This is a genomic window from Mycolicibacterium austroafricanum (genome assembly GCF_902705885.1).
Classification (GTDB): domain Bacteria; phylum Actinomycetota; class Actinomycetes; order Mycobacteriales; family Mycobacteriaceae; genus Mycobacterium; species Mycobacterium vanbaalenii_A.
Window position 1 is genome coordinate 1 of the sequence record NZ_CACSIP010000040.1, and the last position, 14,053, is coordinate 14,053.

Annotated in this window: 14 protein-coding genes; 5 read left to right on the forward strand and 9 right to left on the reverse strand. The window is 66.8% G+C overall.

The window, feature by feature from the left end; translation table 11 throughout:
• Nucleotides 1–189 precede the first annotated feature (189 nt).
• On the forward strand, nucleotides 190–942 hold the full coding sequence (locus BEMPMBAN_RS23745) for an acyl-[acyl-carrier-protein] thioesterase (RefSeq protein WP_159233722.1): 753 nt from the start codon (nucleotides 190–192) through the stop codon (nucleotides 940–942).
• Nucleotides 943–983: 41 nt separating this feature from the next.
• Entirely contained in the window at nucleotides 984–1,736 is a 753-nt protein-coding gene (locus BEMPMBAN_RS23750; protein WP_159233723.1) for an enoyl-CoA hydratase, read from the forward strand.
• A 1-nt stretch (nucleotide 1,737) separates the two neighbouring features.
• On the opposite strand, the gene BEMPMBAN_RS23755 is transcribed toward BEMPMBAN_RS23750, so the two are convergent.
• From BEMPMBAN_RS23755 to BEMPMBAN_RS23775, 5 genes are read right to left on the reverse strand one after another with little or no spacing between them, the layout of a single operon-like run.
• Nucleotides 1,738–2,544, reverse strand: a complete 807-nt coding sequence (locus tag BEMPMBAN_RS23755; RefSeq protein WP_159233724.1) for an HpcH/HpaI aldolase/citrate lyase family protein — start codon at nucleotides 2,542–2,544, stop codon at nucleotides 1,738–1,740.
• On the reverse strand, nucleotides 2,544–3,032 hold the full coding sequence (locus BEMPMBAN_RS23760; protein WP_159233725.1) for a MaoC family dehydratase: 489 nt from the start codon (nucleotides 3,030–3,032) through the stop codon (nucleotides 2,544–2,546). Before BEMPMBAN_RS23760 ends, BEMPMBAN_RS23755 begins: the two co-directional genes overlap by 1 nt.
• 50 nt (nucleotides 3,033–3,082) lie before the next feature.
• Complete coding sequence (locus BEMPMBAN_RS23765; protein ID WP_159233726.1) at nucleotides 3,083–4,261, reverse strand: acyl-CoA dehydrogenase family protein; 1,179 nt, start codon at nucleotides 4,259–4,261, stop codon at nucleotides 3,083–3,085.
• Complete coding sequence (locus BEMPMBAN_RS23770) at nucleotides 4,258–6,243, reverse strand: acetyl/propionyl/methylcrotonyl-CoA carboxylase subunit alpha (protein WP_159233727.1); 1,986 nt, start codon at nucleotides 6,241–6,243, stop codon at nucleotides 4,258–4,260. Before BEMPMBAN_RS23770 ends, BEMPMBAN_RS23765 begins: the two co-directional genes overlap by 4 nt.
• Nucleotides 6,244–6,245: 2 nt before the next feature.
• Nucleotides 6,246–7,796 carry a carboxyl transferase domain-containing protein gene (locus tag BEMPMBAN_RS23775; RefSeq protein ID WP_159233728.1) on the reverse strand — a complete coding sequence of 517 codons (1,551 nt, stop codon included), beginning with the start codon at nucleotides 7,794–7,796 and terminating at the stop codon, nucleotides 6,246–6,248.
• A gap of 95 nt (nucleotides 7,797–7,891) precedes the next feature.
• Here BEMPMBAN_RS23775 and BEMPMBAN_RS23780 point away from each other — a divergent pair, with 95 nt between their 5' ends.
• Nucleotides 7,892–8,533, forward strand: a complete 642-nt coding sequence (locus tag BEMPMBAN_RS23780) for an SACE_7040 family transcriptional regulator (RefSeq protein ID WP_159233729.1) — start codon at nucleotides 7,892–7,894, stop codon at nucleotides 8,531–8,533.
• Between the two features lies 1 nt (nucleotide 8,534).
• On the opposite strand, the gene BEMPMBAN_RS23785 is transcribed toward BEMPMBAN_RS23780, so the two are convergent.
• From BEMPMBAN_RS23785 to BEMPMBAN_RS23795, 3 genes are all read right to left on the reverse strand, one after another.
• Nucleotides 8,535–8,690, reverse strand: coding sequence for a DUF6131 family protein (locus BEMPMBAN_RS23785; protein ID WP_159233730.1), 156 nt, complete (start codon nucleotides 8,688–8,690; stop codon nucleotides 8,535–8,537).
• A gap of 36 nt (nucleotides 8,691–8,726) precedes the next feature.
• Nucleotides 8,727–8,930 (reverse strand): hypothetical protein, encoded by a 204-nt coding sequence (locus tag BEMPMBAN_RS23790; protein ID WP_159233731.1) that lies wholly within the window; start codon nucleotides 8,928–8,930, stop codon nucleotides 8,727–8,729.
• Between the two features lie 83 nt (nucleotides 8,931–9,013).
• The gene (locus BEMPMBAN_RS23795; protein ID WP_159233764.1) at nucleotides 9,014–10,840 is read right to left on the reverse strand and encodes an alpha/beta hydrolase family protein; all 1,827 of its coding nucleotides are present in this window, start codon (nucleotides 10,838–10,840) and stop codon (nucleotides 9,014–9,016) included.
• A 134-nt stretch (nucleotides 10,841–10,974) separates the two neighbouring features.
• Between BEMPMBAN_RS23795 and BEMPMBAN_RS23800 the strand changes: the two genes are divergently transcribed.
• Complete coding sequence (locus BEMPMBAN_RS23800) at nucleotides 10,975–11,829, forward strand: MmpS family transport accessory protein (RefSeq protein WP_159233732.1); 855 nt, start codon at nucleotides 10,975–10,977, stop codon at nucleotides 11,827–11,829.
• On the opposite strand, the gene BEMPMBAN_RS23805 is transcribed toward BEMPMBAN_RS23800, so the two are convergent.
• Nucleotides 11,826–13,151, reverse strand: coding sequence for an MFS transporter (locus BEMPMBAN_RS23805; RefSeq protein ID WP_159233733.1), 1,326 nt, complete (start codon nucleotides 13,149–13,151; stop codon nucleotides 11,826–11,828). The two genes, BEMPMBAN_RS23800 and BEMPMBAN_RS23805, sit on opposite strands and share 4 nt — an antisense overlap.
• Before the next feature lie 25 nt (nucleotides 13,152–13,176).
• Between BEMPMBAN_RS23805 and cmrA the strand changes: the two genes are divergently transcribed.
• The gene (gene cmrA / locus BEMPMBAN_RS23810) at nucleotides 13,177–13,983 is read left to right on the forward strand and encodes a mycolate reductase (RefSeq protein ID WP_159233734.1); all 807 of its coding nucleotides are present in this window, start codon (nucleotides 13,177–13,179) and stop codon (nucleotides 13,981–13,983) included.
• Nucleotides 13,984–14,053 lie beyond the last annotated feature (70 nt).

Sequence of the window (14,053 nt, forward strand, 5' to 3'; positions counted from 1 at the left end):
CCTCACCCTGGCCTGCGGACCCGACAACCGGCTGGTCGAAAACACCGGCTGGACCACCACCAGAAAACCCCCAAGGCCACACCGAATGGCACCCACCACCACACCGGACAAAGCAGAATCAACAACTACCACCACCCCCCACCGATACCTACTCCCCGAACACGACCAAGGACCGTAGGCTGAGCCGCGATGCCCACCAACGCCGTCGATCATCGCCTGAGCTCTGTGCCCGAAGCCGGATACGTCTACCGCACCTCGTGGCGGGTCGCGACCGGTGACGTAGGCGGCGACCTCAACTTGCGCCTCGACGGCGTGGCCCGCTACATCCAGGAAGTCGGCGCGGAGAATCTCGTCGATGCCGGTGAGGCCGAAGACCATCCGCACTGGCTGGTACAGCGCACCGTCATCGACGTCATCGAACCGATCGAGTTCCCGAACGAGGTGTCATTCAGCCGATGGTGCTCAGCACTGTCCTCGCGCTGGTGCACGATGCGCGTCGACCTCGTCGGCAGCGACGGCGGCCGCATCGAGACCGAGGGTTTCTGGATTGCCATCAACTCGAAGACACTGACACCGCAACGTGTTTCGGACACATTGATCGACCGTTTCGCATCCACCACCGATGTCCACCGTCTGAAGTGGAGCCCATGGCTGGAAAACCCGGCCGCCCAGGACGAAACGATGCCGTTCCCTTTGCGCCGCACTGATATCGACATCTTCGAACACGTCACCAACACCGCCTACTGGCACGCCATCCACGAAGTCATCGCACTGGTCCCCGACGTCTGCACACCTCCATACCGCGCGGTCGTCGAATACCGCAGGCCGATCAAGTACGGCGAGGACATCACCGTCGGATGGTCCCGCCACGGCGACGACGTGCAGATCGCTCTCGCTGTCGGCGACGACGTTCGGGCCGCGGCGCTGCTGCGCAAGCTGTAGCCCAGCGCGGGGCCGCCCAGCCACGCCACTACCCTGAGCGAGTGTCCGATCTCGTACTGACGCAGGTCGACGACCGCGTCGCAGTCATCACTGTCAACGATCCCGACCGCCGCAACGCCGTGACCGCGGAGAGTTCGGCGGCACTTCGCGCCGCCATCGAGGCGGCGGAGGCCGACACCGATGTCCATGCGGTCGTCGTCACCGGCGCCGGCAAGGCGTTCTGCGCCGGCGCCGACCTCACCGCCCTGGGTGAGGCGACCGAGGACGGACTGCGCGTGATCTACGACGGTTTCCTCGCCGTGGCACAGTGCACACTGCCCACCATTGCCGCGGTCAACGGTCCCGCGGTAGGGGCTGGGTTGAACCTCGCGCTGGCCGCCGACGTGCGCATCGCCGGTCCGGCGGCGATGTTCGATCCGCGGTTCCAGAAACTGGGCATTCACCCAGGGGGCGGCGCGACGTGGATGCTGCAGCGAGCGATCGGACCCCAGGCGGCACGGGCAGCACTGCTGTTCGGGATGCGCTTCGACGCGGAGACGGCCGTCCGTCACGGCCTGGCACTGCAGGTCGCCGATGACGCGGTGGCGGCCGCCCGGACTCTTGCGGCCGGACCGGCGTCTGCGCCCCGTGAGGTGGTCATCGCGACCAAAGCCTCGATGCGTGCCACCGCAAACCCCGGCACCGTGGACCTCGATCAGCACCGCCTCGCCGTCGATGTCGAGATCGGCCCTCAGGCGAGGTCGATCGAGTCACCCGAGTTCGCGCAGAGGTTGGCCGCGGCCAAACGCCGGTGACTCAGGGCGCCGACGCCACGATGCGCTCGGCGCGGCGCAGCACCGGCATGTCGACCATCTGCCCCTCGAACTGGAAGACGCCGCGCTCAGTTGCCGCACGAGCGAGAACAGCGCGGGCCCAGTCGATCTGATCGTCGGTCGGCGCGTACCCGGCGCGGATCACCGCCACCTGGGTGGGATGGATCGCGACCTTGGCGTCGAAGCCGACCGCGACAGCGTCGTCGGTCTCGGCGCGCAACCCGTCCAGGTCTCTGATGTCAAGATAGACCGAGTCCAACGCCAGGCGGCCAAAGGCCTTGGCGGCCAGCAGACTCTGTGACCGCACGTGCTTGGCCACATCACGGTAGCTGCCGTCGGGCCGGCGGTTCGCGGTACCGCCGGTTGCCGCGAACAGGTCTTCGGCGCCCCACATGACGGCCAAGGCGTTGTCGACCCGAGCGGTCTCAGTGACGGCCAAGGCTCCCCGTGGCGTTTCGACCAGCACGACCACGTCGAACGGTGCCAGCGACGCGACCTGCTGGGCGGTTTCGGTCTTGGCCAGCATCACGGTGGTGTAGTCACTGGCTTTGACGGCCTCGACGTCCAGCGCGTGGTCGGCCGTGCTGACCGGGTTGACGCGCACGACCGTGCGGGTCGGGTCCAGCGGGGTGTCCAGGAGCGCTGTGCGCGCGGCTTCCCGGTCTTTCGCCGCGACACCGTCTTCGAGGTCGAGGATCACCACATCGGCTGCTGCAGCTGCCTTCTGGAATCGCTCCGGCCGGTCGGCCGGGCAGAACAGCCAGCCGGGTCCGTTCTCTGCCAGCGCCATCACGCCCCGCTTTCGGGACGCTTGCGCACCATGGTCTTTCGTGACGCGGTCGCGACAACGTCACCGTGCTGATTGTGACCGGTGTGGGCGAAGGTGACGATGCCCTCCCCCGGGCGGCTCTTGGACTCACGCATCTCGATGACTTCGGTCTCGGCGTAGAGCGTGTCGCCGTGGAACAGCGGCTTGGGAAACGCCACCTCGCCGAAACCCAGGTTGCCGACGATGGTGCCCTGGGTGAGCTGCGCAACCGACAACCCCACCAGCGTCGACAGGGTGAACATCGAATTGACCAGCCGCTGGTTGAACGGCGGGAGCGCCTCAGAGAACGCGGCATCAAGGTGCAGCGCCTGCGTGTTCATGGTCAGCGTGGTGAACAGCACATTGTCGGCCTCGGTGATGGTCCGGCCCGGCCGGTGCTGGTAGAGCACGTCGGTCTCGAACTCCTCGAACCACAGACCGCGCTGGACGACGACTCGCTTCTCGCTCACTTCTGCCCGATCGTTCGCCCCGCTCACTTCTGCCCGATCGTTCGCCCCGCTCACAAGCCCAACTCTCTTCCGATCAGCATCAGCTGCACCTCTGTGGTGCCTTCGCCGATTTCGAGGATCTTGCTGTCCCGGTAGTGCCGGGCTACCGGATACTCGTTCATGAAGCCGTAGCCGCCGAAGATCTGGGTGGCGTCGCGGGCGTTGTCCATCGCCGCCTCGCTGGCCACCAGCTTGGCGATCGCGGCCTGCTTCTTGAACGGCTTGCCCGCGAGCATCAACGCGGCCGCGTCGTAGTAGGCCGTGCGGGCGACATGGGCTCTGGTCTCCATTCGGGCGATATTGAACGCAATTGCCTGGTTCGCTCCGATGGCGCGGCCGAAAGCCTGCCGCTCCTTGGAGTACTTGACGCTCTCGTCCACGCAACCCTGTGCGGCACCGACCGACAGTGCCGCGATCGCGATGCGGCCCTCGTCGAGGATGCGCAGGAAGTTCGCGTATCCACGGCCGCGTTCTCCCAGCAGGTTCTCCTGCGGCACCCTTACGTCGTCGAAACTCAGCGGATGGGTGTCCGAGGCGTTCCACCCCACCTTGTTGTATGCCGGCTCTGCGGTGAAGCCCTCGGTCGGCACCGGCACCAGGATCGACGAGATCTCTTTCTTCCCATCGGTTTCCCCGGTGACAGCGGTGACCGTCACCAGTTTCGTGATGTCGGTGCCCGAGTTGGTGATGAACTGCTTGCTGCCATTGATGATCCAGCTGGACCCGTCCATCCGGGCAGTCGTCTTGGTCGCGCCGGCATCACTGCCTCCGCCGGCCTCCGTCAACCCGAACGCCCCCAGCGCCTTTCCGCTCGCCAGCAGCGGCAGCCACTGCTGCTTCTGCTCGTCGCTGCCGAACCGGTAAACCGGCATGGCTCCCAGCGACACCCCGGCTTCCAGCGTGATCGCGACGCTCTGGTCGACCTTGCCGAGCTCTTCGAGCGCCAGACACAGCGCGAAGTAGTCCCCGCCCATCCCGCCGTACTCCTCGGGGAACGGCAACCCGAACAGCCCCATGTCAGCCATGCCCGCCACCACTTCGTAGGGGAACGAGTGCTCTTCATCGTGTTTGGCCGACACCGGCGCCACCACGCTCTGGGCGAAGTCACGCACGGTCTCGGCCAGCTGCTGATAGTGATCGGGCAGCGTGCCGGTCGCCAGGAAGTCGGTCGCCTGATTGTGGGTCGTCACCGCTGCGGCTCCTCGGTTGCCGTTATCCGGGCCAGCACCTGGCCCACTTTCACCTGTTCGCCCACACCGACGAGCAGTTCCACCACACCGTCGACCGGTGCGGCCAACGCGTGCTCCATCTTCATGGCCTCGACGGTCACCACCACCGCGCCGGTCGTCACCGTCGTACCGTCCTCGATGCCGACCGCGACGACCGTGCCGGGCATCGGGCTGGTCAGCTCGGCGTCACCGCTGTGCGCGTCGTCGGGACGCACGGGCGCTTCCAGGATCTCCTCGACCAACGCGACACGACCCGCTCCAGCCAGCCATACCTGAGCGCCCACGGCGGCCACCAGGTATTGGGAGCGTAGCCCGTCGATCGTCACCGCCAGCCGGTCATCGTCCAGAGATGCCCGCAGAGTTCGGGTTTGACCGCCTTCGACGGTCGCCGTGGCGTTCTCCGGTGAGCCGCTCAACCAGACGTGGTCGGTTCGGTCCCCGGAGCGAAGGCGGATCGTCGTGGGCGCACGACCGGCGATACGCCAGCCCGAGGGCACGTCCCACGGGCTGGCGGGGGCAGCCGGCCACGACTGCAGCCACCGGTAGGCCGCTCCCGCGATCAACTCGTCGTCTCCGGGTGGCGCCGGTGCGAAATCCGGGGTTCGGCGATCCAGCAGCCCGGTGTCCAGCCGCCCTTCGGCCACGTCGGCATCCGCGAGCAGAAAACGTAGGAACTCGATATTGGTGGTCAGACCCAGCACCGCCGTGTCGGCCAACGCTGCGTCGAGCGCGTGCAGTGCGGCGGCCCGGTCACCGGCGTGGGCGATGACCTTCGCCAGCATCGGGTCGTAGTCGCTGCCGACCACCGTGCCGCCGGCCAATCCGGAGTCCACCCTTATCCCCGGTCCGGATGGCTCCCGCAGGCCGACGACGTCACCGCCGGTCGGCAGAAAACCTCTGGCTGGATCCTCGGCGTATACGCGCGCTTCGATCGCGTGGCCGCTCATCTGGACGTCGGTCTGGACGATCGGCAGCTTCTCCCCCGCGGCGATCCGCACCTGGAGCTCGACCAGGTCCAGGCCGGTGACCATCTCGGTCACCGGATGTTCCACCTGTAGGCGGGTGTTCATCTCCATGAAGAAGAACTCGTCCGGCCGATCGGCAGAGACGATGAACTCGACGGTCCCGGCACCGGTGTAATCCACGCTGCGGGCCGTGTCACAGGCGGCCGCGCCGATGCGGGCGCGGGTGGCGGCGTCGAGCAGCGGCGACGGTGCTTCTTCGATCACCTTCTGATGCCGTCGCTGCAGGCTGCACTCGCGTTCACCGAGATGCACGACGTCGCCATGGGTGTCGGCCAGCACCTGCACCTCGATATGGCGCGGATTGAGCACGAATCGCTCGAGAAACAGCGTGTCGTCGCCGAACGCTGACTCTGCCTCACGCCGTGCGCTGGTCAACGCCGATGGGAGATCTGCGGCGTCGTGCACCACCCGCATGCCCTTGCCGCCGCCACCCGCTGACGGCTTCACCAGCACGGGGAAGCCGACCTCGGCAGCCCCGCCGATCAGGTCGTCGTCGGTGAGCCCGGGCCGGGAGATCCCCGGCACGACCGGCACCCCGAAAGTCGACACCGCTGCCTTGGCCGAGATCTTGTCGCCCATCGTCTGGATCGCGGCCGCTGCCGGCCCGATGAACGTCACCCCCGCCGAGTTCAGCGCGTCGGCGAATTGTGCGTTCTCCGAGAGAAATCCGTATCCGGGGTGGACGGCCTGCGCGCCGGTGCGATCGATCGCCGCCAGTAGCGCATCGATCGACAGGTAGCTCTGCCGGGCCGGTGCCGGGCCGAGTCGGACCGCGACGTCGGCCGCTGCGACGTGGCGGGCGTCGGCGTCGGCGTCGCTGTACACCGCCACCGAGCGAATCCCCATGGACCGCAGCGTGCGGATGACCCGCACCGCGATCTCCCCGCGATTGGCGACCAGTACCGTGTCGAAGACCATCATCACATCCTGAAGACGCCGTAGGAGACAGGCTCGAGCGGCGCTTGTCCGACCACCGAGAGTGCCAGCCCGACAACCGTTCTGGTGTCAGCGGGGTCGATGACCCCGTCATCCCAGAGGCGCGCGGTCGAGTAGTAGGGATTGCCCTGATCCTCGTACTGCGCACGGATCGGCGCCTTGAAGGCCTCTTCTTCTTCCGCGGTCATCTCACCGCGCACGGTGGCCAGCACCGATGCCGCCTGTTCGCCGCCCATCACCGAGATCCGGGCGTTGGGCCACATCCACAGGAAGCGTGGCGAATACGCGCGGCCACACATCGAGTAGTTTCCCGCGCCGTAGGAGCCGCCGATCACCACGGTCAGCTTGGGAACACGCGCGCAGGCCACGGCCGTGACCATCTTGGCGCCGTGCTTGGCGATGCCGCCGGCCTCGTAGTCGCGACCGACCATGAAGCCGGAGATGTTCTGTAGGAACAACAGTGGCGTGACCCGTTTGTCGCACAGTTCGATGAAATGCGCGCCCTTGAGGGCAGACTCGCCGAACAGCACGCCGTTGTTGGCGACGATGCCGACCGGGTGGCCGTGGATGCGGGCGAACCCGGTCACCAGGGTGGCTCCGTACTCTGCCTTGAATTCCGCGAACTCGCCGCCGTCGACGATGCGGTTGATCACCTCGTGCACGTCGTAGGGCACCCGCGAGTCGATGGGGACGACGTCGTAGAGCTCGGTCTGGTCGGCGACCGGGTCGACCGGCGGCACCACGTTCCAGGGCGGATCTGCCTGCGGTGCAAGGGTACCCACGATCCGACGGACGATCCGCAGCGCGTCGCGATCATCGTGGGCGAGATGATCGGTCACACCGGAGACCTTGGTGTGCAGATCCCCACCGCCGAGTTCCTCGGCGGTGACGACCTCACCGGTTGCCGCTTTCACCAGTGGCGGTCCGCCCAGGAAGATGGTGCCCTGGTTGCGCACGATCACGGCCTCATCGCTCATCGCCGGGACGTAGGCGCCGCCGGCGGTACAGGAACCGAGCACAGCGGCGATCTGCGCGATTCCCCTGGCGCTCATGGTCGCCTGGTTGTAGAAGATGCGCCCGAAGTGTTCGCGGTCGGGGAAGACCTCGTCCTGGCGGGGCAGGAATGCACCACCGGAGTCGACGAGGTAGACGCAGGGCAGCTGGTTCTGGGCGGCGATCTCCTGCGCCCGTAGGTGTTTCTTGACGGTGATCGGGTAGTACGTGCCGCCCTTCACCGTCGCATCGTTGGCCACGATCATGCATTCACGACCCGATACGCGGCCGATCCCGGCGATCATCCCCGCGCCGGGGCATTCGTCGTCGTACATGCCGTCTGCCGCGAGTGCGGCCAACTCCAGGAAGGGACTGCCCGGGTCGAGCAGACCGTCGACACGATCCCGCGGCAGCAACTTGCCCCTACTGACATGACGCTCCCGGGAACGCGCCGAGCCGCCGAGAGCGGCACCGGCCAGCTTCGCTCGAAGCTGTTCGACCAGCGCCACGTGATCGTCACGATGTGATGCCCGCGCTGCCATCGCTCATTCCGCCTTGCTTGAGTTAATCGAGACTAACTGGTGGTATGTTAAGCATCATTAACTCTCGGTGTCCACCATCGGTAGGAGGCGGCGTGATGAGCACGCGCAATGCACCGTCACCGCTGCCCGCGGTCGCCTCGCGGCGTAGCAAGGCCAAATCCGACCGCCGTAGTCAATTGCTCGCGGCCGCCGAGCGACTGATGGCCGAACACGGCTACCTGGCCGTGCGCCTGGAAGACATCGGCGCGGCGGCGGGTGTCAGCGGGCCGGCGATCTACCGGCACTTTCCCAACAAGGAAGCGCTGCTGGTGGAACTGCTGGTGGGGGTGAGCACCCGATTGCTGGTCGGCGCGACAGACGTGGTCGGCCGATCCGCCGATCCCGACGCCGCGCTGGCGGGGCTGATCGACTTTCACCTCGACTTCGCTCTCGGCGAGTCCGATCTGATCCGGATCCAAGACCGCGATCTCGGCAACCTGCCGCCCACGGCCAAGCGACAGGTCCGCCGCAAACAGCGCCAATACGTGGAGGTCTGGGTGGATGTCTTGCGTCGGCGCGATATCGAGCTGACCGAGGCCGACGCCCGACTGGCCGCTCATGCGACGTTCGGGCTTCTCAATTCCACGTCGCACACTGTCAAGCCGGGGATCACGAAAACGGCCGAGGAAAGCACGAGGACCGTCCTGAGAGCGATGACGGTCGCCGCGCTGACCTCGGCCGAACGACTATCCGATTGAGCTAGTACCAGGCTTTCCTGCCGCCGACCGGACGCCCGACAGATCCAAGGATCCAGAAGACGGCGCCGATCACCAGAAGCACGACACCGATGTAGGTGAGGATTGCCATGTTGAACAAAAGACCCAGGATGAGCAGGATCGCACCCAAGACGATCATGACCACTCCATTTCTGTCAGATGACCAGTCAGCGGGCTACTGGCTGGGTTGGGGAATGTTGCACTCCGTGACTTCTGGATTGACACCCGCGTAATTCAGCGGCCCTGCGACCACGGTCAGCGCGATGGTTCCCGCTGTGGCGCAATTCGCTTCGCCACCGGTGAAATAGTCCCGCTGATAGGCGGCGAAAACGCCGATCAACAGCCAGACGAGCACTATGACCCCGAGTACTCCTCGCATGCCATGCCTCCTCCGTATACGCGCCCATCTGGCACGCAACAAAGACTTACCCTGCAGACAACTTCGTAAACCTCTGGTCGAGGTCAGTTGGCGAACGCGGCGGTCAACCACCCGGTCATGGCCTTCAGCAGCACCGCACGGTTCTCACGTTTGTCGATCTCGTGACCGTCGTCCTCGAAGAGCAACAACTCCGTACGGCGCCCGAGAGTGCGCAGCGCCTGGCACATCTGCTCGGACTCGCTGGGGGGCACGTTGGTGTCATTGAGCCCGTGTACCAACAGGAGTGGGGCGGTGATGGCTTCGGCCCGCGGGAGCGGCGACAATTGTTCCAACAGGTCACGGTCGCTGACCGGATGACCGTACTTGGGGTAGGCCGCCGCGGCGATCCACTGTTCGGTGTTCCGGTACCAGGTGTTCAGATCGCTCATGCCGCAGATGCTGATGCCTGCGGCGAACTCGTCGGGATGGAAGGCCAGCGCCGCCTGTGTCAGGTAACCGCCGTAGGACCACCCACAGCAGGCGACCCGCCCCGGCGGGGCATGACCGCTGTCGACGAGGAACCGCACCGCATCGGCGACGTCGTCGATCGCGGCGAAGCGCCGCTCGCGGTCGTCGGCGTGCATGAACGTCCGCCCGAACCCTCCCGAACCGCGTACGTTCGGGAGGAACACACAGATCCCTGCTTCCAGCAGCGCAGGGAAGAACTCGTTGTACCCGGGTCTGCCTTGGCCCTCCGGACCGCCGTGCAGGAACAACATGGCGCCGATCGTCTCCACACCGTCCGGCGGTTGGAACAACCAGCCGGTGAACTGCAACCCGTCACGTGCGGTGACGGTCTCGAGCGTGGGATCGGCGGACAGCGGCCCGCTGCTGGGTTCACGGTCGACGAGCTCCCACTCGCGAGTTCGTGGGTCCACCAGCTCGACTGTCGGGGGCTTGGAGGGGCCCTCCACCGTCATGGCCAGCATCGACCCGCCCGCACTGATGCTCAATTCGCTGGCGACCATGCCGGGCAACGGAATCGGATCGTGCAGCGTGCGATCGGCATACTCGAGGATCTGTAATTCGCTGGCGCCGTGGTTGTTCCACAGGATCGCCACCGTCGAGAGGTCGTCGCTGACGGTGAACTCGTCCAATACGTAACCCGGCCGCTCGGCCAAAACCTGGTAGGCGACGCCGTCCGAGGTCGTCGTCACCTCGAGCAGACGGGCCTGCTCGGTACCGTTCTCGCTTCGCACCAGCGCCCGCACGTAACCGTCGGTGCTGTTGACGCCGTACTCCTTCGCCGGATGGTAGAGCTCGAGGAGCTCGCCTTCCGGGCCCGAACGCAGCCTGCGTGGGGTGTGGTCGTCGAGGATGACTCCGGTGTCTGTCGTCGACCCCGGATCGTAGGGCAGCAGCGCGATTTCGGTGAGTCCCCGCAACATGATCAGGTCGCGGTAGCCCCTCGGACCGACACGGATCAACGACGCTCCCGCCCAGGCATCGACCAGCCTGCCGCCGGAGCGGCGATCGAGCACGGTGGTCGTTCCCGCGGATGGATCGATCAGACACGAGCTGCCCACACCGTCTTCGCCGGTCAGGATAGCTGCGACGAGCGTGCCGTCCCAGCCGATCAACTCAGCGGTACCCTCGGCCTCCGTCGGCCAATGGTCGATTCTGCGGGCATCACGGTCGTCGGGATCGGTTGTCACCACCCAAATCTGACTGCGGGTGCCACCCTCGGGGGCGACCTGGCACGCCAACCAGTATCCGTCCGCCGAATGCAGCACCCGCGTGACGGGTCCCTCGACGGGCAACTCGACGTCGCGCGAAGAGCTCGCCCGCCAGCCCCGCAGGAACCGCTGCACCGCGCGCGGATACCCGCCGGCGTCGACGAGGTGGGCGAAGGCGGTGGCGTCCGGCGACATCGACGCGCCGTAGAGCCTGCGAACCTGCTGAACCACGGTTCCTGATTCTGCACGGTCTGCGCGCGGGACGGGGTGCGGGCTGGCGCACGGCGCATTGAGCGGCTGCACAGGTACCCTGCAGCCATGAGGTGGGCATGAGCGACCGCGGACGTAAGGAGCAGTCGGACCCCCGCGGACGTGAGGAGCAATCAAGCCCACGCGGACGTAAGAAGCAATCAAGCCCCCGCGGACGTGAGGAGCCGACCCAGCAGTTCGGCTACGGCTACCCCGCCTACCCCGGGTACACCGATCCGGCCTATGCGAGCCAGACGCCGTATGGGCCGCCGTACCAGGCGCCACCACCGCACGCGACCGAGCATCTACCTGCGTATTCTCCCTACGGTTACGACCCCTCGACGACCGGGCAGTACGGGCCGCCCTATCCGCCGGGTCCCGGAAATGAGCCGCCGCCACCTGAGGACCCGAAGTCACCACGCTGGCTGTGGGTCGTCGCCGGCGTCGCCGTCGTCATGGTGGTCGGCCTGGTCATCGCCTTGGTGATCGTCAACAGCTCCCGGCAGGAGACCGTGGTGGCGCCGCTGCCCGCGCTGCCCGAACCGACTTTCTCCGCCCCCACCACGACGCCGCGGACTCCGCCGACCACGACGCGCGCCCCCTCGACGCCGATACTGCCGCTGCCGAGCCTGCCGTCGCGGGCACCAACCACCGCCCCCACCGTCCCCGGCGCGACGGACAGCGTCGTCTACACGGTCGGAGGTGACGGCCGGGCCATCAACATCACCTACGTCGACACCGGCGGCCTGCTGCAGACCGAGTTCAACGTGCTGCTCCCGTGGAGCAAGAAGGTGTCGCTGCCCCAGCCCGCGGAGGGCTCGGCCAGCATCAGCATCATCAACGTCGGCCGCGAGGTGACCTGCTCGATCTCGGTCAACGGCGTCGCGGTGGAGAAGCGCACCGGAGCCGGTCTGACCATCTGCACAACTGGCTAGTCGCGCACCCGTACGTGCGGCGCGCGGACCGCCAGCATCGCTGCCAGCCCGAGAGCGAGCACCACACACAGACCGCCCATCCCGGCCCGATCTGTACCGAAGACGTCGATGAACACCGAGAACAGCCACGGCGCAAGGAAAGACACCGCACGTCCGGTGGTCGTGTAGAGCCCGAAGGCCACCCCCTCGCTGCCCTCTGCGGACATCCGCAGCAACAGGGTCCGGGACGCCGACAGGATCGGGCCGATGAACAGGCACAGCAGCAGACCGCACACCCAGAAGGCCAGTGCTCCGGACAGGGCCATCAGGGTCAGTCCGACGACGATCATCGTCGCAAGAGACAACACGATCACCCGTTTGGCGCCGAACCAGTCGTCGGCGTGACCACCGAGCACCGCTCCGATCGCGGCCACCACCGACGCCGCGACACCGAACAGCAGCACGTCGGCGGCCGACACCCCGTACACGGTGACCCCGAGTATTGCGCCGAACGCGAAGATGCCGGCCAGCCCGTCACGGAACACCGCGCTGGCGCCGAGGAAGTAGACGAAGTTGTGGTCGCGGCGCCACTCGCGCCTGATCTCGGCGATCAGCCTGCGGTAGGCACCGCGGACACCGACGCGCTCAGCGCCCTCCACCGCGGCGGGCGGCGGCACAGAGATCAGCAGCGGCAGGGCGAACAGCGCGAACCAGGCAGCGGTCAGCAGCATCGCCGCCCGGACGTTCTGCCCGTCGTCGACCGGCAGACTCAACAACCCACGGGTGTCGCCGGATCCCGAGATGAACCCGAGATACACCACGAGCAGCGCCAGCACGCTGCCGAAATAGCCGAGCCCGAGGCCGATCCCTGATATCCGGCCGGCGTTTCCCGGGTTGGTCAGCTCCCGCAGCATCGCGTTGTACGGCACCGTGGCGAGCTCGCTGCACGCCGCGGTGCACGCCAACAGGACCAGACCCGGCCACAGGTAGCGGTGGTCGTCACGGATGAGGCTCATCGCGGCGGTCAGCACGACCACCATCCCGGTCAGGGCGGCGAGGACACGCCGTCGGCGCGCCGGGGCGTCCACCCACACGCCAGTGACGGGCGCCAACAGGGCCACGACGAGCCCGGAAACGCCGAGAGCCCGGCCGAGCCAGCTGGCCGGGCTGGTGTCCCCGGGCAGGTCGTCGCCGACGGTTCCGGTGAGGTAAACCGAGAACACGAACGTCACAGCGATCGCGTTGACAGCGGTGGCGCCGAAGTCCCACAGCGCCCACGCCATCACGCGCGATCGTGCCGTGGCGATAGCTGACGTCTGGACCGGAGGCGGCAGCTCGCTCATGAACGCCCACGATATAGTCCGGCCCATGGCAGTACCCGCTCCCAGCACCGATGCCCGTGCTGTCGTCACCGGTGCGTCGCAGAACATCGGCGAGGCGCTGGCCGTCGAACTCGCCGCACGTGGCCACCACCTGATCATCACCGCCAGGCGTGAGGATGTGCTCTCCGCGCTGGCGAGCCGTCTGCGCGAGCAGTACGGGGTGACGGTCGAGGTGCGCGCCGTCGATATTGCCGACCCAGCCGGACGCGACGAGTTGTGCGAAGAGCTCGCCGGTCGCAACATCTCGATCCTGTGTGCAAACGCCGGCACCGCGACGTTCGGAGCCGTAGCCGACCTGGATCCGGCCGAGGAACGGAAACAGGTGCAGCTCAACGTCCTCGGCGTGCACGATCTGGTACTGGCCGTGCTTCCGGGCATGGTGGCACGCAACGGTGGCGGCATCTTGATCTCCGGTTCGGCTGCGGGCAACTCCCCGATCCCGAACAACGCGACCTACGCCGCGACCAAGGCATTCGTGAACACCTTCAGCGAATCCCTACGCGGAGAACTGAAGTCGGCGGGCGTGCACGTCACGGTGTTGGCTCCCGGACCGGTGCGTACCGAGTTGCCCGACCCCGACGAGCAGTCGCTGGTGGAGCGGCTGATCCCCGACTTCCTGTGGATCTCCACCGAATACACCGCCAAGGTGTCGCTGGACGGCCTGGAACGCAACAAGATGCGGGTGGTCCCGGGCGTCACGTCCAAGGCGATGTCAGCGGCAAGCGGCTACGCGCCGCGTTCGATCGTCGCACCCATCGTCGGCGCCGTCTACAAAAAGCTCGGCGGCGACTGACCCCCTACGGCGCCCCCTCCCGCCGGAACGGTATTCCAGCAGAGGATTTCCGAGTGGGAATCTGCTGGAA